Source organism: Hwanghaeella sp. 1Z406, assembly GCF_048892425.1.
Taxonomy (GTDB): Bacteria; Pseudomonadota; Alphaproteobacteria; order UBA8366; family Aestuariispiraceae; genus Pacificispira.
The window spans coordinates 210,050-230,972 of sequence record NZ_JBLZHU010000008.1 but is presented as its reverse complement, the minus strand read 5'-3'; the positions used below and the strand labels follow the sequence as shown (position 1 = coordinate 230,972).

Sequence of the window (20,923 nt, the reverse complement as noted above, 5' to 3'; positions counted from 1 at the left end):
GCCCTCAACATCATCAAAGCCAATGACGACAAAGGCTCCATCAAGGGCAAAATCAAACGCGCCGGATGGGATGATGCCTTCCTCACAAAGCTCTTCGCTCATATGCGATAGCCCTGCCTCAAGGGGGGAGGAGTTAAAGATGAGGCTCCCCCTTCAAGGAGGGAGGAGTTAAAGATGACGCTCCCCCCTCAAGGTGGGAGGAGTAAAAGATGGAGATTCCCACCTCTCAAGGGGGGTAAAAGATGAGAGGGGTGACAATGGTACCCCCCGATAGTGCGACCTTACCCCGTCTTCTGGGCCTTGGCCCAGCTGTCGCGCAGGCCGGTGGTTTTGTTGAAGACGGGTTTGTCGGTGGTGCTGTCGGGATCGACGCAGTAATAGCCCTGGCGTTCGAACTGGACGGTTTCGCCGACCGGGATTTCGGTCAGGCTGGGTTCCAGCTTGGCCGTTGCGATGGAAAGCGAGTCGGGGTTCAGGTCGTCCATCGGATCACCCTCTGCGCCTGGATCGGGGCGGGTATAGAGGTGATCGTAGTTGCGGATTTCTGCGTCGACTGCGTGATCCGCCGAAACCCAATGCAGCGTGCCCTTCACCTTGCGGCCGTCTGGTGCATCGCCGCCCTTGGTGGCGGGATCATAGGTGCACAGCAGTTCTATGACATTGCCATCGGCATCCTTGACCATATCAGTGCAGGTGATGAAATAGGCCCAGCGCAGGCGCACTTCGCGGCCGATGCTCAGGCGGAAGAATTTCTTGGGCGCATCCTCCATAAAATCGGCTTGCTCAATATACAGCGTGCGCGAGAAGGGGACCTGGCGGCTGCCGCCGTCTGGATCTTCTGGATTGTTGACCGCGTCCAGCCATTCGGTTTCGCCTTCCGGGTAATTCGTCAGGGTGACCTTCAATGGCTCCAGCACGGCCATGCGGCGCTGGGCGGATTTGTTCAATTCTTCCCGGATGCAGAATTCCAGCATCTGATATTCGATGACCTTGTCGGATTTGGTCATGCCGATCAGTTTGCAGAAATTGCGCAGCGCCGCAGCGGGCACACCCCGGCGGCGCAGGCCGCGAATGGTCGGCATGCGGGGATCGCTCCATCCCGATACATGGTTTTCCTTCACCAATTGGATCAGCTTGCGCTTGGACAGCACCATATAGGTGACATTCAGGCGGGCAAATTCGGTCTGGCGCGGGCGCGATGGCACCGGCAGGTTTTCGATGAACCAATCATACAGCGGGCGGTGATCCTGGAATTCCAGGGTACACAGGGAATGGGTCACGCCTTCGATCGCATCGCCTTGACCATGGGCAAAATCATACATGGGATAGATACACCAGGTGTCACCCGTGCGCGGATGCTTGGCGTTTAGAATGCGATACAGGACCGGGTCGCGCAGATTGATATTGCCGGACGCCATATCAATTTTCGCGCGCAGGGATTTCTCGCCATTCTTGAAGGCGCCGTCGCGCATTTTTGCAAACAGATCGAGATTTTCTGCGACGCTGCGGTCCCGATGGGGGCTGGGCTTGCCCGGTGCCGTCAGTGTGCCCCGATATTCGCGGATTTCATCGGGACTCAGGTCATCGACATAGGCCTTGCCGTTGTTGATCAGGTGGACGGCATAGCCATAGAAGGTTTCAAAATAGTCGGAGGCAAAGCAGGGCTGTCCATCCCATTTGAATCCTAGCCAGCGCACATCCTCTTCAATCGCGTCGATATATTCCTGTTCTTCCTTGATCGGATTGGTGTCATCAAAGCGCAGGTTACAGCGACCACCAAATTCCTGGGCAATGCCAAAATTCAGGCAGATCGATTTGGCGTGACCGATATGCAGATAGCCATTGGGTTCCGGGGGAAAGCGGGTGACGACCTGTTTGACAATGCCATTGGCAAGATCGCTGCGGACCTTGTCGCGAATAAAGTCATGGCGGTCGTCTTCTTCGCTTGTCACTGTCTCAACCATATCGGTCATCATTATCAATCCAGGTCTTCGACGGATGTGGTGCCGCCTTCAAGTTTCGAGGCCAGGGACGCTTCCAGGAAGGCATCGATATCGCCATCCAGAACGCCGCCGGTATTGCTGGTCTCCACGCCGGTGCGCAGGTCTTTGACCATCTGATAGGGTTGCAGCACATAGGAGCGGATCTGCCGTCCCCAGCCGATTTCGGTTTCCGCCTGGAAATCGTCCTGGGCGGCGGCTTCGCGGCGTTTAAGTTCCGCCTCGTACAGGCGCGATGTCAGCATTTTCATGGCCTGGGCGCGGTTCTTATGCTGTGATCGGTCATTCTGACACTGAACCACGATGCCGCTGGGGATGTGGGTGATACGCACGGCGGAATCAGTTCGGTTGACGTGCTGACCCCCCGCGCCGGACGCGCGATAGGTATCGATGCGCAGGTCACCATCATTGATTTCCACATCAATTGAATCGTCAATCTCGGGATAGACCTTCACGGATGAAAAGCTGGTATGCCGCCTGGCATTGGAATCATAGGGGGAGATTCGCACCAGCCGATGCACGCCCGTTTCGGTCTTCAGCCATCCATAGGCGTTTTCGCCCTGAATGCGGATCGTGGTGGATTTGATACCTGCCTCTTCACCGGGGCTTTCTTCCAGCATCTCGGTCTTGAAGCCGCGCTTGTCGGCCCAGCGCAGATACATCCGTTGCAGCATTTCCGCCCAATCCTGGGATTCGGTCCCGCCCGCACCGGCATGGACTTCCAGGAAGCAGTCATTACCGTCTGCTTCGCCAGACAGCATGCTTTGCAACTGCTGTTTGGCGGCGACATCGCGCAGGCCGCTCAGCGCATTTTCCGCTTCGGTGATCAGGCCTTCATCGCCTTCAGCCTCGGCCAGCTCGATCATCTCTACATTGTCATTCAGGCCGGATTCCAGATCCAGAAAGCCGGAAATCCGGGTTTCCAGAGAGGAACGCTCGCGCATCACCTTTTGCGCGGCGGTGGGGTCATCCCACAAGGTCGGGTCTTCGACGCGCGCGTTTAATTCTTCCAGGCGTTTTGTTGAAACATCCCAGTCAAAGATGCCTCCTCAGCAGTTCCAATGACTGCTTGAGTTCATCCACCACAGCCTGCGTTTCCGCGCGCATAACCCTATATCCTCTAAAGCTTAAAGCGAGCCACAGGACTTAGGCGAAACGGGCGGCAGTGGCAAGACTTGTAGCGAAGTCATGAAAGGGAGTGGTGTATTCTATCAGTGCCGTATTGCCCTATCCTTTGTCATGAACCACCTTTGATCCGTGCGGGCTTGAAGCCAGTGTCAGGAAGGTGCGGTCTTCCCGAAGCAGAAACTTTTCTTTCTGAGCGAACGCGTAATTTTCTTTGCCCAATGGATCAGCATTCAGGCGTGCGCGATAGGCTTCATAGGCGGCCAGGTTTTCAATTGTGTATACCCCGTAAGCCAGCGTGCTGGACCCTTCATGCGGCGCGAAATAGCCAATCAGATCAGCGCCGCACCTTGGAATGGCTTGTCCCCAATTTTGGGCATATTGGACAAATTGTGCTTTCTTCGTCGGGTCGATGTGATAGCGGATGAAACAGGTAATCATGGTTGGGCTCCCTTTCTGTGAGCCCTGTTTTTGCATACTGACAGACGAGAATGCTTCGGTTAGGATCGAAGTATGAAAGATGGACCTGACTTCACCCAAATTGCCGCCCTGATTGGCGACCCGGCGCGGGCAAATATGCTGACCGCGTTGATGAGTGGTATGGCCCTGACTGCAACCGAATTGGCGCAAGAGGCCGGGATCACCGCCCAGACCGCCAGTGGTCATCTATCGAAACTGGAGGCGGGGGGCCTGTTGCGGCAACGCAAACAGGGGCGTCATCGCTATTTTTCGTTAGCAGACCATGATGTCGGCCTGGTGCTGGAAGGGCTGATGGGCCTTGCGGCTAAGAATGGTTTCTTGCGCACCCGGACCGGCCCGAAAGACCCGGAATTGCGTCAAGCCCGCGTATGCTATGACCATTTGGCAGGCGCATTGGGTGTGCAGATGTTGGATTATGCGACAGCACAGGGTTTCCTGATTGAGACGGAGGACGCGCTGGATATCACCCAGGCAGGCACTGATTTCTATCAATCCGTTGGAATAGATTTTCAGCCCTTGCAGAAGTCAAAGCGTCCCCTGTGCAAATCCTGTCTGGATTGGAGCATGCGGCGCACGCATTTGGCGGGCGGTTTGGGCAAAGCGGTCCTGGACCATGTGTTTGAAACGGGATGGGCCTCCCGACCTGCTGGAAGCCGCATCGTGGCCTTTACCAAATCGGGTGAGGCTGCCTTCATAAACACATTCTGTCCGGGGGGATGATGGATCTGGACATGGATGCGGCATCGCGGCGCGTCGCCGTGTTGCAATCACGCTATCAGACAGCGGATTCGGCGGATGCATCGCCACAAGTCTGGATCTATTGCGATCAGACTAGTGCCGCCCCCGGCGATCACGTGCGCCTGTTCGTGTCCACCAATCAGCCCCATTATGACGTGATTGCCCTGCGCGACGGCGTGACACCGACGGTCGTCTGGAAATCCGGCAAACAAGACGGTCTGTGGCAGGCAGCACCCGTCGACTGTTCTGTTCAGGGCTGTGATTGGACTGATACAGGGGTATTATTCGTGGCGGAGGATTGGCCGTCGGGTGCCTATCGACTGGTGGCACGGGGACTTTCTGGAGATGGATCGGTTGCTGTTGAAAGCGAGGGGCTGTTGCTGGTGCGCCCAAGCGCTGAAGTTCAGCAGCAGGCAAGGGGGCAGGGGCGGCTGTTATTGGTGGCCTCTACCTGCACATGGTGGGCCTATAACTCCTGGGGTGGTTCCAATCATTATGATGGTATTTGCGGGCCAAACGGCGACCACTATGCCCCGGTGGTCAGCCTGAACCGTCCCTTTGATAAGGGGTTCGTGTCGCTGCCAGCGGATGCACCGCGTGTGCGATTGCCGGAACCGCCCGCCTATGGTGCGCCGCTGCGTTATCCTCATATGGAATGGGCCTATCAGACGGGCCACAGTCGAAAATATGCCTCCGCGGGCTGGGCCAGCTATGAAAGTCATTTCTGGCGCTGGGCAGAACGGGATGGTCTGGCCGTTGATCTGATTGCCCAGAGTGATTTGGTCGATCATCCAGAAATTCTGCCTCAGTATGGATGCTGTGCCTTTGTCGGTCATGATGAATACTGGACCTGGGACATGCGGGACGCGGTCGACGATTATGTTGAAAGGGGTGGCCGGATCGCTCGCTTTGCCGGGAATTTCCTGTGGCAATGCCGATTAGACAGCGCAGCCCGCCAACAGACCTGCCATAAATATGAGGCGGCGCAGACAGACCTTATGGTCCGATCCGACACACCCCATTTGACCACAACGGCCTGGGAGGCCCCGATTGTTGGGCGACCCGGTGCCCTGACCTTCGGGCTGGAAGGCAGTTGGGGCATCTATGCGGGTTGGGGCAAATGCGGTGTGCGGGGTGTCCGGGGCTTTCCCCTCTATCGGCCGGACCATTGGGCGTTTGAAGGCACAGGCCTTGGCTATGGCGATCTGTTGGGGGAGCCCAGCGGTGCCTTTGGTTATGAAACCGATGGGCTGGATTACATCATTCGGCACGGCCTGCCAGAACCGGCAGAGGGCATATCGGTCCCAGAAGATTTGACCATTTTGGCGCTGGGCCTGGCTACGACGGGGGAGGTGCCTGGACCGGAAGAGCTGGACTATCCTGCCTTCATCGGGGATATGGAAACGAAATTTATTGCCCAACTGCGCTATGGCACCGACAGCGCGCAGGCCTGTGCGGATACCCTGCGGGGCAATGGCATGATCGTGGAGTTTTCGAAGGGAACGGGGAAAGTCTTCCATGCTGGCAGCTGCAATTGGGTGGCCGGTCTAACGGGGATTGATCCCGCCATTGAGCAAGTGACCAGAACGGTTCTGCGCCAGTATCTGGCAAACGGCTAACATCCAGCGCTAACGCTGAAGCACCCGAATGCGGCTCATGACATCGGTCCAGTCCAGATAGCATCCGCGCAGATGGCGCGCGCCTGTATTGGGGTCAAAGGCGTTGCGCCCATGCAAGGTGCGCCGGTTGTTAAAGGCCACCATGTCACCGGACCTGCTTTTCATTTCTATGCGATAGTGCGCATCGCGGGTTAGCCGCATGAAGGCGCGATAGGCATGGTAGAAGGCGATGGTTTCTTCTGGCTCCAAATCCAGATAGTCGGCTAAATGGGCATTGTAATTGACCTCAACCGGCTGCCCATTGCGATCTTCCCGAATGATGGGGCGGCGATAGCGGATATCGAAACTGTCATCATGAAAACGGCAGGGTATCGAAATTTCTGTGAGCATCCGGTAAGCCTCTGGGTCTGCCTTACGCAAATCCTCCGCCATACGAATGCCGTCGGCAAAGAGGGACTCGCCGCCCTGCGCATCGTTTTGCAGGGTATGCAGGAATTGGAAGCCAGGGGGTGTTTCCTGGTTCGTCAAATCGGTATGCAGCGGCAGGGCGTCGGCGGTATAGGCTTGGTTATTGGGTTTAGGGATGGAGCGCACATCAAAGGTCAAGCCGAAATTCGTCTCCCTTAAATGCGCCACGCGGCGACAAACCGATTCCATCGCGCCTGTTTCACAGGCCACTTCCTCGACGATGGTCAGGCCCCATTTCGTCAAATCCTCCAGCCAGGACAATAGGCCTTTATCGTCCTTTAAGATGGAGTCCGCAGAATGTCTGGGGATCTGATTTGCAAAGGACCCATCCCAACTTTCGGCGCGCACCGGGGTGTCTGTGCGGCTACCTGCCGGGGCGCTGATCCGGGTGACGAGATCGGCTTCGGTGAAGCGGCTTGTATGCCCATCTGACCATGTCAGGTTCAATTCATTGGCCTCCACCGCGCCGGCAACCAATTGGGGGTTCTCCGGCACTGAAAGCAGATCTAACACGCGCTCTCCCGTTGTGGGGTGAAAGCCACTGGGATCATTATCCCGCATCCAGATCAAGGCATGTTTGGTTTGCCGATTTTCGTCCCAATCCAGTGTCAGATAGCAATCATCATGCGATACACTGATAAGGCCCATAGCGCGCCACTTTCCAAGCAAGGAATGTTGATCTGTCGTTCTTAAGACGAATTGTGAATGCCCGCAATCCGGGGAATTTTCACCCATCCGTAACTTGTATGCACCGGATGTTCTAGATGTCATTGAAGGCAGGAACGTGTGGGTATTTAGTCGACGGCGTCCACCTCACCACCGGGACAACCGGGATCGCGTGAGGTGGCGCTTTGAAGGGCTGCTTTGAAATCACGATCCTTCAGCGGACCTTTTAGATTGAACCGCAATTCTACGATCAAGTCTCGGGGGCCGACTGACTTGCAGATGATTTGTACTTTCTCCCCCACACCCTCGCCAAAGGCGTTATCAATGGCCGCGCGGATTGCGTCGCCAGATAAAGTCGAACCGATCGCGTCTTGAAACAAGGCCTGCAGCGGAGAGTTATTGAGGGCAGCTAACAGCCTTAAGGATTCCTGAAAGTAGGCTTCCGGCGTCGGCATCTCTGAGCAGGTGCCATGTTTGATCCATTCATGCCTGTGCAGCCCGGATTGCGTACCCGGCATTGATTGATCCAACTGCTGCCTTATTTCTGCACTTAACGGAAGAACGGGAAGGGCCTGCCATTGCGCGCGCCGATCCAGTTCCTGATCATGGGGAGGGACCCCGCAATAGACGTTCCCTCGTGGTTCCGGCCACAGGCCATGCAGGGTGAAATAGGTCGCATCAAATCTATCGGCGGTTTGACTTTGGCATTCAGGCACGGCGGGCCGCATTTCGCAAAAGCCGGGTTGCCAACTGATGGCCAGGACATAGTCAATGGCTTGCGCCGCCGAAGGGACGGCAGGGGTCATGAAACCCCCAAGCGCAAGAAGGGCTGCTAGGCTTTGTCGTTTAAATACCATTCGCTGTCTTCATAAACGCCGCCGAGAGGTCGATTGAGCCCATCCTTGCAAGGTTGGGGCACGGCGCCAAGGGGAATCGACTGGCCATCCCGAAACGTCCATTCCCCGCGATTTGGGGACGCGCTGGCGCGGACATAACTGGAAATCGCGAAGGCTCGATCACGGTCTGACATGTTTGGCATCGATCCATGGACGGTCAGCAGGCTCCAGATTACGGCGTCGCCGGGTTCCAATTCGACATACAGCATGTCGTTGGGATCCAAACCCTTGCGGATTAATTCTTCATCGGTCGACAGGCCATTCATTATGGTGCCGTCGCCATCATCGGCTAGGCCCAGATACCCAAGCTTGTGGCTGTCTGGAAATACGCGCAAACAGCCGTTTTCTTTCCGGCAAGGGTCGATTGCGATGCCGACATTGACGCTGTTGCCGACGATATCCTGATATTGTTCCGGATTTGGGCGGAACCGATAGTCCTGGTGAAAGCGATAGCCTGTTTTGCTGGCGCCTGGTGGTTTCCAGTGCAGTTGTTCCACCAGTTGTTTCACATCACAGCCGATAATGGGTTCCAGCAGGGCGCGCATGCGCTCACTGCGGCGGTGCTGTGCAAACCAGTCATTCACCCAGGAAAACCAATAAGCATGCTGGACATAGCGTTTTCCGAAATGCTTTTCCGGCAGAATGTCAAAAGCGAGGTTGCTATTATAATAGGTCATATGATGCGTCAGACCCTCGGCATAAACTGAAGCCGCTTCTCGTTGCATATCCATAAGGTCATCGCCGCTGACAAACCCTTTAATGATGGCATAACCGTGTTCACGATAAAATTTGGCGGCGGATTGCATTTCTTCTGCGGGCAATGTCGACATTTTATCTGTTCACCCAAGTGTTGGATCGGTGTGGCTTAAAACTTGGATGATTGTCCCATAATTATCCTGGGTAAGGTATCGCAAAATCACCAATTTCAGAAATTCTTGCGACATGGTTCCCATGTGGCGCACGGATTTACTAACCCCGAAGTCCGGTGCGCTTGAACGTGCCGTACCATATTTCTGCAATACAGGATTAACGTGGCCGTCACGATCGCTACATGGAAGTGTCTTCTAACCCCTTTAAAGGGTCTCTGTTCCATACGGAATGAATTGGGGGGCGTTCGAAATCCGTCCGCTCTGAAAATGAAGTTCCTACCAGCGACCTTTTTGAGGAGAGACAGCGGATGCGACGCAGTAGTTTGTTTGCCGCAGCAGTGGCAGCGGTTATGGGCCTGTCGGGCAGCGCCCAGGCAGAGCCAACGGAAATCACTTTCTGGCACGCCATGGGCGGGCGCCTTGGTGAAGTGGTTGATCAAATCACAGCAGAATTCAACGCCAGCCAGAGCGACGTGAAGCTGACCTCCATCTATAAGGGCGGCTACGAAGACACGATGACAGCAGGCATTGCTGCGTTCCGCGCGGGTCAACAGCCAGACATTATTCAGGTGTTTGACGCTGGGGCGGCGACCATCATCAATGCGCCGGGCGCTGTTTATCCTGTGGCCGATCTGTTGAAAGAACATGGCGTCGGCTTTGATGTGAACAAGTATATCTCCGGTGTTCGTTACTTCTATGCTGATAGCGATGGCAAGATGATCGGGATGCCGTTCAACTCCTCCACGCCGTTGCTGTATGCCAACAAGGAAGCGCTGGCGAAAGCGGGCGTGTCGGCACCGACAACCTGGGAAGAGTTTGAAGCCATCGCCCCGAAACTGGTGGAAGCGGGATATGTCCCGATGGCTCAGAGCCATAGCCCCTGGATTTTTGCAGAGAATTTTCATTCCCGTCACAACATCCAAATGGCAACCGCCAATAACGGTTTCGATTCAACCGATGTGAAGATCCTTTACAACAACAAGGATCTGAAAATGCATTGGGCGAAGATGAAAGAATGGCTGGATAAGGGCTGGTATGGTTACTACGGTCGTGGCTGGGGTGAAAACCAGGATGCCTTCGTCCAGGGCAAGGTTGCGATGTGGCTGGGGTCGTCAGGCTCCTTTGGTGGCCTGCGCAAGTCTGCGACTTTTGATTTCAGCACGAACTATCTGCCTTATTGGAAGGGCCTGATTGAAGAGCCCAAGAGCACCTTTATCGGTGGGGCTGCTTTGTTCGTCATGTCCGGTCACAGCGACAAGGAATACGAAGCGACCGCGAAGTTCTTTGAGTATCTGACCAAGCCGGAAACCCAATTCTTCTGGCACAAGGAAACCGGCTATGTGCCGATCACCAATGATGCTTATGAATTGGCGAAAACCTCTGGCTATTACAAGGAAGCACCGGATGCTGAAATCGGCATTCTGCAGTTGAGCCAGCCCGGTGGCGAATGGACCAAGGGCTATCGCCTTGGCTACTACGTCCAAATTCGCGAAGTGCTGTACAAGAATTTTGAGCAAATCCTGAACGGCCAGGAAACGGTCGATCAAGGTTTCGATGCCATTGAAAAGGACAGCAACGAGCTGCTGGTCCGTTTCAAAGATACCTATAACTAATCGGTATGATTTGGTCCGTGGCGGGCGATGCGCAGTTTTGCGTGTCGCCCGTTATGGGTCATTCCTCCCCGGTCGATACAATTAGAGAGTCGCGACATGAAGCGCGTCCAATTTGAGAAATCCTCGTTGCCTTATCTGTTGCTGCTGCCGCAGATCGGCATCATTTGCGTCTTTTTTCTGTGGCCTGCAGCACAGGCTGTTTATCAATCCTTTTTGTTAGAAGATGCGTTCGGATTATCCAGCCGGTTTGTTTGGTTTCGGAATTATGAAGATATGGTTTTCGATGCGGATTGGGTTCATTCCGCTGGGTTTACCATGCTGTTTTCCATTATTGTATCGTTGGGTTCCCTGGCCATAGCGCTGTTACTGGCGACCCGCGCGAATGAGGTTATTCGGGGTGCAAGCACCTATAAGACACTCCTGATCTGGGTCTATGCTGTTGCTGCGCCGGTTGCCGGTTTGATTGGCAATCTGTTGTTCAATCCACTGGTCGGAGACTTGTACAAGTTTCTGAATGCCACGGGATGGGATTTCGATAAGGCGACTGACGGTTTTGACGCTGGTTTCATGGTCATACTGATCGCCATCTGGAAGCAGGTGTCTGTTGATTTCATCTTCTTCCTGGCTGGTTTGCAGAGCATCCCGAAAGGCGTCCAAGAGGCGGCAATGTTGGATTGCCGCAGCGCGGAGAAGCGCTTCTGGACGATCACTTTTCCGCTGTTGGCGCCAACCACTTTCTTCCTGCTGGTGATCAACATCACCTACGCCTTTTTTGAAACCTTTGGAATCATTGATGTCACCACAAAGGGTGGTCCTGGCGGGGCCACGAACACGCTGGTCTATAAAGTGTATACGGATGGGTTCCTGGGGGCGGATCTGGGGGGCAGTTCCGCACAATCGGTCATCTTGCTGTTGATGGTGCTGGTGCTGACGCTATTCCAATTCCGCTATATTGAAAGACGGGTGCATTACTGATGCGCACGATCCTCAACCACGTCATTCTCATTCTGGGCTGTTTGTTTCTGATCCTGCCGCTGTGGGTCGCCTTTGCCAGTTCGACCCATACGCCAGAAACATTGTTGCGTCATGGGCTACAGGTCTGGTTCGGGGATCAGTTCTGGGCCACCTATAAGACAGTTCTGTTTGAAACAGGCGGCGTGACAAAGACGTCGAATGCGGCGCGCATGTTGATGAACAGTCTGGTGCTGGGGCTTGGTTTTGCGGTGGGTAAGATCGTGATCTCCATGCTGGCGGCCTATGCCATCGTCTATTTCCGGTTCCGTCTGGCGCAGCCGATGTTCTGGCTGATTTTCCTGACCCTGTTGCTGCCGCTGGAGGTGCGTATCGTGCCGTCCTATGCGGTGGTGGCGCATCTTGGTCTGTTGAATACCTATACCGGGTTGATCCTGCCTCTGATCGCATCGGCGACGGGGACATTCTTCTTTCGCCAGTTTTACAAATCAGTGCCGGATGAATTGCTGGAGGCAGCACGTTTGGATGGGGCGGGACCAATTCGGTTCTTCATCGATATTCTGCTGCCGCTGTCCAAAACGATGATCGCGGCCATCTTTATCATCATGTTCGTTGTGGGATGGAATCAATATCTCTGGCCCTTACTGATGACCACGGATGATCAACTCTACACCATCGTCATTGGCATCAAACAGGCGTTTCAGATGCTCTATGAGGGGGGAGAGATACCCCAGGTGCAGGAAGCCTTCGCCCTGGCCATTCTGGCTGTTATTCCGCCCGTCTTGGTTGTCCTGATCTTCCAACGCTGGTTCATCCGTGGCCTTCTGGAAAGTGAGAAATAGCATGGCAACTGTATCCATCCGAAATGTTGAAAAACGGTATGATAATGGGGCCCACGCCGTGCGGGGCGTGTCCATTGATGTTCAGGATGGGGAACTTTTGGTTCTGTTGGGTCCGTCGGGCTGTGGTAAGTCCACCCTGTTGCGCATGGTCGCCGGGCTTGAGACCATAACCGAGGGTGCAGTCCAGATCGACGGCACGCGGATTAATGATATCTCCCCTTCTGAGCGAGATATCGCGATGGTTTTTCAGAACTACGCGCTGTATCCGCATATGAGTGTTTATAACAATCTGGCCTATGGATTGCGGAACAGGGGTGTACCGAAGGCGGATATTGAGCGCCGGGTTCAGGCAGCCGCAAAGATACTTGAGATCGGTGACTATCTGGATCGTCGCCCGAACCAATTGTCGGGTGGACAGCGCCAGCGTGTTGCGATGGGCCGGGCGATTGTGCGCGAACCCAAGGCGTTCCTTTTCGATGAGCCCCTGTCCAATCTGGATGCCAAGCTGCGGGTTCATATGCGTGTTGAAATCAAACGCCTGCAGCGTCGACTGGGCGTGACCAGCCTGTATGTTACCCATGATCAGGTGGAGGCCATGACCCTGGCTGACCGGTTGATCGTTCTCAATAAGGGACAAGCCGAACAGATTGGCACGCCGATGGAACTCTATTCCGATCCGGCTACGTTATTCGTTGCTGGATTCATCGGAACACCGGCGATGAACCTGCTGCCGGGCCGTCTGGAGAATAATGGTATTTCCTTCAAGGACGGGGGGCATTTGGCCTTGCCTCAAGGGTTGCTCGACAAGGCAGATATGCCTGAGGTCACATTGGGTTTGCGACCGGAACATTTGCGTTTGGCGCACGGGGAGGGCGGTGCTCCTGATGCGTTGAGCCTGTCAGTGAAGATCGATCTGATCGAACATCTGGGGGCGGATACGTTGATCCATACCCGACCGGAAGAGGGGGGACCAACCTTTACCCTTCGTTATCCGGGTGAGTCACAGTTACCGGACGGAGATTGCCTGACGCTGACGGCTGATGCTGACAAATTGCGTCTGTTTGACACAGTATCCGGTGCCCGTCTTTAGCCTCATTCCTATGTTTAAACACCCTTGAAACTCGACTGGTCATGGTTGGGGAGGGTCTGTCTTTTTCAAAAACAAGCACTATAGTTCCTTGTTATCTTCTGAAAATGCATTATAGTGCAGTTTAGCCAATCAAAAAGAGCCGGGCCACTGAGGGTTCGGTAGGAAGGGATTCAAATGCCTTACGAAAATCTGGTTATCTATGACCGCGATCCGGAAAGCTATAAACACTGGTCGCTGGATGTCGATGGTGATATCGCGACCCTGACCCTGACAGTGGATGAGGATGGCGGCATTCGCCCCGGCTATACGCTGAAGCTGAACTCCTATGATCTGGGTGTGGACATGGAATTGCATGACGCTTTACAGCGCGTGCGGTTTGAACATCCAACCGTTAAAACGGTTGTTGTGACGTCCGGCCTGGATCGCATGTTCTGTGCGGGCGCGAATATCTACATGCTGGGCCAGTCCACCCATGGCTGGAAAGTGAATTTCTGTAAGTTCACCAATGAGACCCGTAACTCCATTGAAGACAGCTCGAAACATTCTGGCCTGAAATTCGTTGCGGCCTGTAATGGCGTGACGGCAGGGGGCGGCTATGAAATGGCGCTGGCCTGTGATGAAATTTTCCTGATTGATGATCGTTCCAGCGCAGTCAGCCTGCCAGAGGTGCCCCTGTTGGGCGTATTGCCTGGTACAGGTGGCCTGACCCGTCTGACCGAAAAGCGTAAAATGCGCCGCGATCTGGCAGATGTTTTCTGCACGTCTACTGAAGGCGTTCGCGGTCAACGCGCCAAGGAATGGAACCTGGTCGATCATATCGCGCCCAAGCAAAGCTTTATGGAAAAGGTGAATGCCCGCGCCGCTGAACTGGCGAAGGACAGCAAACGACCCAGCAAGGCCGAAGGCATTAAGATGACCCCGGTCGCCCGTGAAATTCGGGATGACGGCTACAGCTATCCCAATGTCGATGTGACGCTGGACGCAGAAGGGCGCACCGTATCCTTGACGGTCAAGGCGCCGGCTGAAGACGTACCGTCGGATATCGATACAATCCTGAAGCAGGGTATGGACTGGTGGCCCTTGGCGATGGCGCGTGAATTGGATGATGCCATCCTGATGCTGCGTACCAATCACGAAGAAGTTGGCCTGTGGCTGCTGAAGACTCAGGGCGACGCTGACAAGGTTCTGGCGGCGGATAAGGCTGTGTTGGACAATGCGGATAACTGGTTCGTGACCGAAGTGCTGGGCATGATGCGCCGGACTTTCGGCCGGTTGGATGTCACATCCCGCAGCATGTTCGCAGTAATCGAAGAAGGAAGCTGCTTTGCAGGCTCCCTTTTGGAACTGGCCCTGTGTGCCGACCGGTCTTACATGCTGGCCTTGCCGGATCAGCCCGATGACGAACCCAAGCTGATCCTGGGGGAGATGAATTTTGGTATCCTGGAAGAGGTCAATGGCCTCAGCCGTCTGCAGACCCGCTTCATGGCGGAGCCTGATATTCACGACCGCTTGAAGAAAGAAATCGGGAAACCGTTCGATGCGGCCGCAGCGGATGAGGCGGGTCTGGTGACCTTTGCCCCGGATGATCTGGATTGGGATGACGAGTTGCGCATTGCCATTGAGGAACGCGCTGCGCTGTCGCCCGATGCCTTGACCGGGATGGAAGCCAATCTGCGCTTTGGTGGTCAGGAAAATATGGCGACCAAGGTCTTCGGGCGTCTGTCTGCCTGGCAGAACTGGATCTTCATTCGACCCAATGCAGTGGGGGAAAAGGGTGCATTGAAACAGTTCGGCAGTGGCACAAAGGCGGATTTCGACTGGAAACGTGTCTGATCTGAACTAACGACCACAGGGGCTCGGTTGGGGAAGGCCGAAGTACCTAAATTCTAATCTGAGAGGAAAGAAAAATGGCTTCGATCGACTATCAAGAACGTATCCCCAATAACGTGGAATTGAGCACGGATCGCCGTTTGCAGCGTGCGCTGGAACATTGGCAGCCCCGTTTCCTGAACTGGTGGACGGAGATGGGCCCGGAAGGATTCATGGCGTCCGATGTCTATCTGCGCACCGCCACATCGGTGGATGCCAAAGGCTGGGCCCATTTCGGCCATGTGAAGATGCCGGAATATCGCTGGGGTATCTTCCTGGCGGACCGTGAAGAAAACCGCACCATCGGCTTTGGCGATGAATTCGGTAAGCCCGTCTGGCAGGATGTCCCTGGGGAACATCGCGCTGTGCTGCGCAACCTGATTGTAACCCAGGGCGATACGGAGCCGGCATCTGTTGAGCAGCAACGCCTGTTGGGCCAGACCTGCCCGTCGCTGTATGACCTGCGCAACCTGTTTCAGGTCAATGTGGAGGAAGGCCGCCACCTTTGGGCGATGGTCTATCTGCTGCATGCCCATTTTGGTCGTGACGGTCGCGAGCAGGCGGAAGAATTGCTGATGCGCCATTCCGGTGACATCGACAATCCCCGCATTCTCAGCACCTTCAACGAGCCCATCGATGACTGGTTGAGCTTCTTTATGTTCACCTATTTCACCGATCGCGATGGTAAGTTTCAGCTGAAATGCCTGGCCGAAAGCGCCTTTGATCCGCTGTCACGGACCTGTCAGTTCATGCTGACGGAAGAAGCCCACCATATGTTCGTGGGGGAAACCGGGATCGGTCGCATCATCAAGCGGGCCTTGGAAGTGATGCAGGAAACCGGCACTGATGATCCAGAAACCATCCGCAAGGCAGGTGCCTTTGATCTGCACCTGATCCAGCGCTATGTGAATTTCTGGTTCTCGTCTTGCCTGGATCTGTTCGGGTCTGAAAAATCTTCCAACGCGGCCAGCTATTTCGCGTCGGGTGTGAAGGGCCGCCCGGATGAAGCACGCTATGAAGATCATATTGTTGCTGACTCCATCTTCGAGCTTGAAATTCCGGATGCGAATGGCAAGCCAACCATCGAAGACGTGCCAATGCGCAATGCAATGAACGAAGTTGTCCGTCAGGCCTATATCAAGGATTGCATGGTCGGCCTGACCCGCTGGAATCGTTTGATCAAGAAGGCAGGGTTCGACTTTGAAATCACACTGCCCAGCGAACGCTTCCGTCGGTCCATCGGTCCTTGGGCAAACATGACCATGGAACCAACCGGTAAGTTGATCTCGGCTGAAGAATATGAACGCCGCAAAGGTGAATTCCTGCCAACTGAAGCGGATCGTGCTTTCGTGAAAAGCCAGATGAAGGCCGTCATGGAACCCGGTAAAGTCGCCGGCTGGATCGCCCCGCCAGATCGTGGCATCAACAGCCAGCCGGTGGATTACGAATACGTCCACGTTCACTAAGAACCGGACTCATTGAAAGATAAGGGCGCGGAGATTTCGGTCTCCGCGCCTTTCTTGTATTGGCGATGGATACCCCGGGCAGAGGCATTAGCGTACCAATTGCACCGGCTGCCCTGGATCCCGGATCGATAAATTAACGGCTCACCCTGAGGAGCGCAGCGTCTCGAAGGGTGATTATTCTGTAAGCACCGTACTTACAGCCCCTCCTTCGAGACGCGGCGATGCCGCTCCTCAGGATGAGAATGGTTCGGTTTGTGGGATTGTTGGTTCCATGCCGCTATCAAGCACCATTCGCACGCGCTGCCCTGGATCCCGGATCAGGTCCGGGATGACGGCTGTGGGGAACGCAGAGGACGCGGAGAAACGGAGAGGTCGCAAAGGAAATCATAGATTCGTCTCTCCCGCGCAGGCGGGAGTCCAGGGCCACAGGCTCCAATTGCGCCTGCCGCCCTGGATTCCGGATCGATAAATTAACGGCTCACCCTGAGGAGCGCAGCGTCTCGAAGGGTGATTATTCTGTAAGCACCGCCCTTACAGCCCCTCCTTCGAGACGCGGCGATGCCGCTCCTCAGGATGAGAATGGTTCGGTTTGTGGGATTGTTGGTTCCATGCTGATATAGAGGGCCATAGGCACAAATGGGACGTGCCGCCCTCGGAGTTGGATTACGCTTGGGATGACGGTTCACGCAAGTCTGATCAGCGTCACAGGCTGGCCGCGACCGCGATGCCTTCGGCGATGGCGCGTTTGGCGTCGACTTCGGTGGCCAGTTTTGCGCCGCCGATCAGATGGGTGGGAATTCCAGCCGCTTGCAATGGCTCCAGCAGGGCGGTTTGGGAGGTCTGCCCGGCGCAGAGGACAATGGTATCGCAGGGAAGGGTCCTCTGTTCCGGGCCTGCCAGAATGGTCAACCCGTGATCGTCGATGCGCTGATAGACGACATCGGGGATCATCTCGACCTTGGCCTTCAGCAGGCTCAGGCGATGGACCCAGCCGGTTGTCTTGCCGGGGCCGATCCCCATTTTTCCGGATCGGCGCTGTAACAGCGTCACCTCTCGGGCGGGCGGGGGATTGTCTGCGGGTTGATCGACGCCCCAGTGCCGCCGGAAGGCATCGGGATTCAGGTGCGAGTCGCTGTCGCCTTCGGTCAGATAAACACTGACATCAATGCCGATTCCCCCAGCGCCAATCACGGCAACACGGTCACCTGCCTGACGTTTTCCCGATAACAGGTCGGCATAGGTTATGACGCTTGGATGCGTGATGCCGTCAATATCTGGGATGCGCGGCGCAACGCCACTGGCAAGAATGACCTCGTCAAACGCAGTTAAGTCTTCAAGCGTTGCGGGGGTGGACAGTTTTAGGGTGATCCCCAGTTCCGCGATGCGCGTTGTATAGTAACGCAGGGTCTCTTCAAACTCCTGCTTTCCTGGAATTGCACTGGCCAGTCGGAATTGCCCGCCGATCTGATCTGCTGCTTCAAACACGGTCACATGATGGCCCCGCTCTGCCAGCACTTCTGCACAGGATAGTCCCGCCGGACCGGCGCCGACGACTGCGACCGTTTTAGCTGCAGTCGCAGGAGTCCAGGTCAACAGCGTTTCATGGCAGGCGCGGGGATTGACCAGACAGCTTGAAATCTCCCCTACAAAGTAATGATCCAGGCAGGCCTGGTTGCAGGCAATGCAGGTGTTGATTTGCTGTGGCTTTCCGGCCTGTGCCTTTTCAACAAAGGCGGCGTCCGCCAGGAAGGGGCGGGCCATGCTGACCATATCCGCCTGGCCGCTGCTGAGGATTTCTTCGGCCGTTTCGGGCATGTTGATGCGATTGACTGCCGCGATGGGGATATGTGACAAGGCATCTTTGACCCGCGCGGTAGCCCAGGCAAACCCGGCGCGGGGAACCGCCTGGGCGATGGTCGGGGTGCGTGCTTCATGCCAGCCGATGCCGGAATTGATGACATCGGCCCCTGCGGCTTCAACCCGCTGTGCCATGTCGCGCACTTCTGATAGGGGACTGCCGCCTTCGACAATATCCAGCACCGATAGACGGTACATCAGGATAAAATCAGGTCCGGTTGCGGCGCGCACGGCCTGAATAATGCGCAAGGGGAAGCGGATGCGGTTTTCAAAACTGCCGCCCCATTGATCGGTGCGATGATTGGTGCAGGGCGCGGTGAATTCGTTGATCAGGTATCCTTCACTGCCCATCACTTCGACGCCATCATAGCCCGCCTCTTTGGCATAGACGGCGGCCTGCGCGAAATCCACTATGGTTTGCTCAATCTCCGCCTCCGTCATTTCCCGGGGTACGGTTTTGTTGATCGGCGCGCGTATGGGGGAGGGGGCAACGATATCGCCATGATAGCCATAGCGTCCCGCATGCAGAATCTGCAACAGGATGCGCCCGCCGTGATCGTGCACGGCCTGGGGGATCGGTTTATGGGCCTGGGCGATTTCTGGTGTGTTGAAACTGGCAGATTTCCGGTCCAACTGACCCGCAGCATTTACAGAAAAACCACCGGTTATGATCAGGGCACAGCCATGTTTGGCGCGTTCCCCGTAAAACGCCGACATACGGTCAATGCCGCCGTCGCGCTCTTCCAGCCCGGTATGCATGGACCCCATGATCAACCGGTTGGGTAGCGTTTGCGTGCCAATTTGAATGGGGGTAAAAATATGAGGATAGGCTTCAGCCATTGCGGGTCTTGATCATCGTCATTGAGGTGAAGGTCAGCACTGTGTCGCCGTCCTGATTACGGACTTCGACATTGAAATGCACAATGCCACGGTCGGGCTTTGTCTTTGATTTCCGCGCTTCTGCGACGGTGAAGCTGGGGGTCAAAGTGTCGCCGGGGCGCACAGGTTTGACCCAGCGGATTTCATCCATGCCGGGGCCGCCCAGGGAGACATCCTTGAAGTAACCCATCTGGATAAAGGACGAGAAACTGGCGGCCAGCGTCTGGAAGCCGCTGGCGATCAAGCCGCCAAAGGACCCTTCATTTACGGCATAGTCTTTGTCGATATGAATCGCCTGAGGGTCATAGACCTTGGCAAAATCAATAATGAAATCTTCCGTAAATTCGACGGCGGGGGCAACAATGACTTCCCCGACCGTATAGTCTTCAACGTAACGCCCGGTCATGTGATCTATACCTTCAGTTTATAAAGAACGCGCCCATCGCTGACGGTCGTATCAACCTGGCCTTGGGCGACCAGATAAGCCAGATGGGCAATGCTTTCCCCCAATGCGAACATGACATGTTCGTCCCCGATCGCGCGCGGAAAAATTGCTGGAACCAGGGTCCAGGCATCCTGAGCCCCGCCATCCTTAAGCGCGTTCTTGATATCCTGCAGCCGGTCACGATGATGATCCTGAAGATCTGCAACGCGCGTGTGTAGGCCATAGAAGGGCAGTTTATGGGAGGGCAGGACCAGCGTATCGGTGGGTAGTGTTTCTGCGATACGCTCCAGGCTACCCAGGAAATCACTTAAGGGTTCGCTGCCGTCCTTGAACCAATGAACAGAGATATTTGGGGTGATTTTGGGCAGAACCTGATCACCAGGGATAAAAACACGCAAATCCGGGCAATACAGGCCGGCCAGCTCATCGCTGTGTCCTTCCAGCATCATGACTTGCCAGGCATGGGCCCCGATCATCAAGGTGTCCTTATCGCGCAGGCGCGTGAAGGCCTGGGGTGGATCAAAGATGCAGGTTCGATACGCATTGCCAATGGCATTCAGGGGACCGCACATATCCGCCGGGACCCCATTGCGCTGATAGAAATCAGTCTGGCCCGTGACAAAGGCTTCATCACCCATTTTTTCCAGCAGGGTGCCGACCAGCCATTCCTTTTCAGACATCAGGCAGGGGATTGAATAGGTGCGCGTCAGCCATCCTGCCAGACCAAAATGATCGGGGTGATGATGGGTGCAGATCAGGCGACCGGGCTTCCTGCCCTTGGCTGGGCCGTCAAAGACCGACTGCCAGACATCGCATGTTTCTGATGTGCCAAATCCCGTATCGACAATGACCCATTCGTCGCCATCTTCAATCAGCCACAGATTGATGTGGTCCAGGGAAATTGGCAGCGCCATGCGCAACCAATGCACCCCCGGCGCGACCTCTGTCATCTCCCCGGCGGGTGGGGCCTCTGTCCAGGGGTGATGAATCGGATCGGGCTTCAGAGCAGGAAATGCGGGCATTAGAATA

At 55.5% G+C, this 20,923-nt stretch carries 17 protein-coding genes and 1 pseudogene; 9 read left to right on the top strand and 9 right to left on the bottom strand.

What is annotated here, in order from left to right; translation table 11 throughout:
- Positions 1 to 111: pseudogene (locus ACOSDR_RS16335) on the top strand (ISAs1 family transposase); the annotation flags it as partial.
- 170 nt (positions 112 to 281) lie between these two features.
- Here the strand turns inward: ACOSDR_RS16335 and ACOSDR_RS16330 are convergent.
- The 3 genes from ACOSDR_RS16330 to ACOSDR_RS16320 all read right to left on the bottom strand — a co-directional run bounded on the left by ACOSDR_RS16330 (position 282) and on the right by ACOSDR_RS16320 (position 3,566).
- The gene (locus tag ACOSDR_RS16330) at positions 282 to 1,976 is read right to left on the bottom strand and encodes a glutamine--tRNA ligase/YqeY domain fusion protein (RefSeq protein ID WP_420731924.1); all 1,695 of its coding nucleotides are present in this window, start codon (positions 1,974 to 1,976) and stop codon (positions 282 to 284) included.
- A 2-nt stretch (positions 1,977 to 1,978) separates the two neighbouring features.
- A protein-coding gene (gene prfB / locus ACOSDR_RS16325) for a peptide chain release factor 2 (RefSeq protein WP_420726233.1) occupies positions 1,979 to 3,107 on the bottom strand; the annotation gives its coding sequence in 2 pieces (ribosomal slippage) (positions 1,979 to 3,037 and positions 3,039 to 3,107; 1,128 coding nt in all).
- Positions 3,108 to 3,227: 120 nt separating this feature from the next.
- Entirely contained in the window at positions 3,228 to 3,566 is a 339-nt protein-coding gene (locus tag ACOSDR_RS16320) for an NIPSNAP family protein (RefSeq protein ID WP_420731923.1), read from the bottom strand.
- Positions 3,567 to 3,638: 72 nt separating this feature from the next.
- Here ACOSDR_RS16320 and ACOSDR_RS16315 point away from each other — a divergent pair, with 72 nt between their 5' ends.
- Both ACOSDR_RS16315 and ACOSDR_RS16310 read left to right on the top strand, forming a co-directional pair.
- A complete protein-coding gene (locus ACOSDR_RS16315; RefSeq protein ID WP_420731922.1) occupies positions 3,639 to 4,325 on the top strand; it encodes an ArsR/SmtB family transcription factor in 687 nt (228 codons plus the stop codon).
- Positions 4,326 to 4,336: 11 nt separating this feature from the next.
- Positions 4,337 to 5,962, top strand: coding sequence for a N,N-dimethylformamidase beta subunit family domain-containing protein (locus ACOSDR_RS16310; RefSeq protein WP_420731921.1), 1,626 nt, complete (start codon positions 4,337 to 4,339; stop codon positions 5,960 to 5,962).
- A 9-nt stretch (positions 5,963 to 5,971) separates the two neighbouring features.
- Here the strand turns inward: ACOSDR_RS16310 and ACOSDR_RS16305 are convergent, their stop codons facing one another.
- From ACOSDR_RS16305 to ACOSDR_RS16295, 3 genes are all read right to left on the bottom strand, one after another.
- On the bottom strand, positions 5,972 to 7,078 hold the full coding sequence (locus tag ACOSDR_RS16305; protein ID WP_420731920.1) for a TauD/TfdA family dioxygenase: 1,107 nt from the start codon (positions 7,076 to 7,078) through the stop codon (positions 5,972 to 5,974).
- Between the two features lie 146 nt (positions 7,079 to 7,224).
- Positions 7,225 to 7,902: a ribonuclease T2 family protein gene (locus ACOSDR_RS16300; protein ID WP_420731919.1), complete on the bottom strand. Its 678-nt coding sequence runs from the start codon at positions 7,900 to 7,902 to the stop codon at positions 7,225 to 7,227.
- A 26-nt stretch (positions 7,903 to 7,928) separates the two neighbouring features.
- Positions 7,929 to 8,822, bottom strand: a complete 894-nt coding sequence (locus tag ACOSDR_RS16295; protein WP_420731918.1) for a phytanoyl-CoA dioxygenase family protein — start codon at positions 8,820 to 8,822, stop codon at positions 7,929 to 7,931.
- Between the two features lie 347 nt (positions 8,823 to 9,169).
- On the opposite strand from ACOSDR_RS16295, the gene ACOSDR_RS16290 reads away from it, so the two are divergent.
- From ACOSDR_RS16290 to boxB, 6 genes are all read left to right on the top strand, one after another.
- Complete coding sequence (locus tag ACOSDR_RS16290; RefSeq protein ID WP_420731917.1) at positions 9,170 to 10,474, top strand: extracellular solute-binding protein; 1,305 nt, start codon at positions 9,170 to 9,172, stop codon at positions 10,472 to 10,474.
- A 96-nt stretch (positions 10,475 to 10,570) separates the two neighbouring features.
- Positions 10,571 to 11,449, top strand: a complete 879-nt coding sequence (locus ACOSDR_RS16285; RefSeq protein WP_420726225.1) for an ABC transporter permease subunit — start codon at positions 10,571 to 10,573, stop codon at positions 11,447 to 11,449.
- Positions 11,449 to 12,288, top strand: a complete 840-nt coding sequence (gene ugpE, locus ACOSDR_RS16280; protein WP_420726224.1) for a sn-glycerol-3-phosphate ABC transporter permease UgpE — start codon at positions 11,449 to 11,451, stop codon at positions 12,286 to 12,288. The genes ACOSDR_RS16285 and ugpE overlap by 1 nt, the downstream gene beginning before the upstream one ends.
- 1 nt (position 12,289) lies before the next feature.
- The gene (locus ACOSDR_RS16275; protein WP_420726223.1) at positions 12,290 to 13,378 is read left to right on the top strand and encodes a sn-glycerol-3-phosphate import ATP-binding protein UgpC; all 1,089 of its coding nucleotides are present in this window, start codon (positions 12,290 to 12,292) and stop codon (positions 13,376 to 13,378) included.
- A gap of 174 nt (positions 13,379 to 13,552) precedes the next feature.
- The gene (boxC, locus tag ACOSDR_RS16270) at positions 13,553 to 15,211 is read left to right on the top strand and encodes a 2,3-epoxybenzoyl-CoA dihydrolase (RefSeq protein WP_420731916.1); all 1,659 of its coding nucleotides are present in this window, start codon (positions 13,553 to 13,555) and stop codon (positions 15,209 to 15,211) included.
- 74 nt (positions 15,212 to 15,285) lie between these two features.
- Positions 15,286 to 16,713: a benzoyl-CoA 2,3-epoxidase subunit BoxB gene (gene boxB, locus ACOSDR_RS16265; protein WP_420726221.1), complete on the top strand. Its 1,428-nt coding sequence runs from the start codon at positions 15,286 to 15,288 to the stop codon at positions 16,711 to 16,713.
- Between the two features lie 702 nt (positions 16,714 to 17,415).
- On the opposite strand, the gene ACOSDR_RS16260 is transcribed toward boxB, so the two are convergent.
- From ACOSDR_RS16260 to ACOSDR_RS16250, 3 genes are read right to left on the bottom strand one after another with little or no spacing between them, the layout of a single operon-like run.
- Positions 17,416 to 19,410, bottom strand: a complete 1,995-nt coding sequence (locus tag ACOSDR_RS16260) for an FAD-dependent oxidoreductase (protein WP_420731915.1) — start codon at positions 19,408 to 19,410, stop codon at positions 17,416 to 17,418.
- On the bottom strand, positions 19,403 to 19,855 hold the full coding sequence (locus ACOSDR_RS16255) for a MaoC family dehydratase (RefSeq protein WP_420731914.1): 453 nt from the start codon (positions 19,853 to 19,855) through the stop codon (positions 19,403 to 19,405). Before ACOSDR_RS16255 ends, ACOSDR_RS16260 begins: the two co-directional genes overlap by 8 nt.
- A 5-nt stretch (positions 19,856 to 19,860) precedes the next feature.
- The gene (locus tag ACOSDR_RS16250; RefSeq protein WP_420731913.1) at positions 19,861 to 20,916 is read right to left on the bottom strand and encodes an MBL fold metallo-hydrolase; all 1,056 of its coding nucleotides are present in this window, start codon (positions 20,914 to 20,916) and stop codon (positions 19,861 to 19,863) included.
- Positions 20,917 to 20,923: the final 7 nt, after the last annotated feature.

What these genes read in the sequence shown, in the direction of transcription:
- ACOSDR_RS16330 (WP_420731924.1), bottom strand. Translation starts at nt 1,976, where the DNA reads ATGATGACCGATATGGTTGAGACAGTGACAAGCGAAGAAGACGACCGC.
- ACOSDR_RS16320 (WP_420731923.1), bottom strand. Translation starts at nt 3,566, where the DNA reads ATGATTACCTGTTTCATCCGCTATCACATCGACCCGACGAAGAAAGCA.
- ACOSDR_RS16315 (WP_420731922.1), top strand. Translation starts at nt 3,639, where the DNA reads ATGAAAGATGGACCTGACTTCACCCAAATTGCCGCCCTGATTGGCGAC.
- ACOSDR_RS16310 (WP_420731921.1), top strand. Translation starts at nt 4,337, where the DNA reads ATGGATGCGGCATCGCGGCGCGTCGCCGTGTTGCAATCACGCTATCAG.
- ACOSDR_RS16305 (WP_420731920.1), bottom strand. Translation starts at nt 7,078, where the DNA reads ATGGGCCTTATCAGTGTATCGCATGATGATTGCTATCTGACACTGGAT.
- ACOSDR_RS16300 (WP_420731919.1), bottom strand. Translation starts at nt 7,902, where the DNA reads ATGACCCCTGCCGTCCCTTCGGCGGCGCAAGCCATTGACTATGTCCTG.
- ACOSDR_RS16295 (WP_420731918.1), bottom strand. Translation starts at nt 8,822, where the DNA reads ATGTCGACATTGCCCGCAGAAGAAATGCAATCCGCCGCCAAATTTTAT.
- ACOSDR_RS16290 (WP_420731917.1), top strand. Translation starts at nt 9,170, where the DNA reads ATGCGACGCAGTAGTTTGTTTGCCGCAGCAGTGGCAGCGGTTATGGGC.
- ACOSDR_RS16285 (WP_420726225.1), top strand. Translation starts at nt 10,571, where the DNA reads ATGAAGCGCGTCCAATTTGAGAAATCCTCGTTGCCTTATCTGTTGCTG.
- ugpE (WP_420726224.1), top strand. Translation starts at nt 11,449, where the DNA reads ATGCGCACGATCCTCAACCACGTCATTCTCATTCTGGGCTGTTTGTTT.
- ACOSDR_RS16275 (WP_420726223.1), top strand. Translation starts at nt 12,290, where the DNA reads ATGGCAACTGTATCCATCCGAAATGTTGAAAAACGGTATGATAATGGG.
- boxC (WP_420731916.1), top strand. Translation starts at nt 13,553, where the DNA reads ATGCCTTACGAAAATCTGGTTATCTATGACCGCGATCCGGAAAGCTAT.
- boxB (WP_420726221.1), top strand. Translation starts at nt 15,286, where the DNA reads ATGGCTTCGATCGACTATCAAGAACGTATCCCCAATAACGTGGAATTG.
- ACOSDR_RS16260 (WP_420731915.1), bottom strand. Translation starts at nt 19,410, where the DNA reads ATGGCTGAAGCCTATCCTCATATTTTTACCCCCATTCAAATTGGCACG.
- ACOSDR_RS16255 (WP_420731914.1), bottom strand. Translation starts at nt 19,855, where the DNA reads ATGACCGGGCGTTACGTTGAAGACTATACGGTCGGGGAAGTCATTGTT.
- ACOSDR_RS16250 (WP_420731913.1), bottom strand. Translation starts at nt 20,916, where the DNA reads ATGCCCGCATTTCCTGCTCTGAAGCCCGATCCGATTCATCACCCCTGG.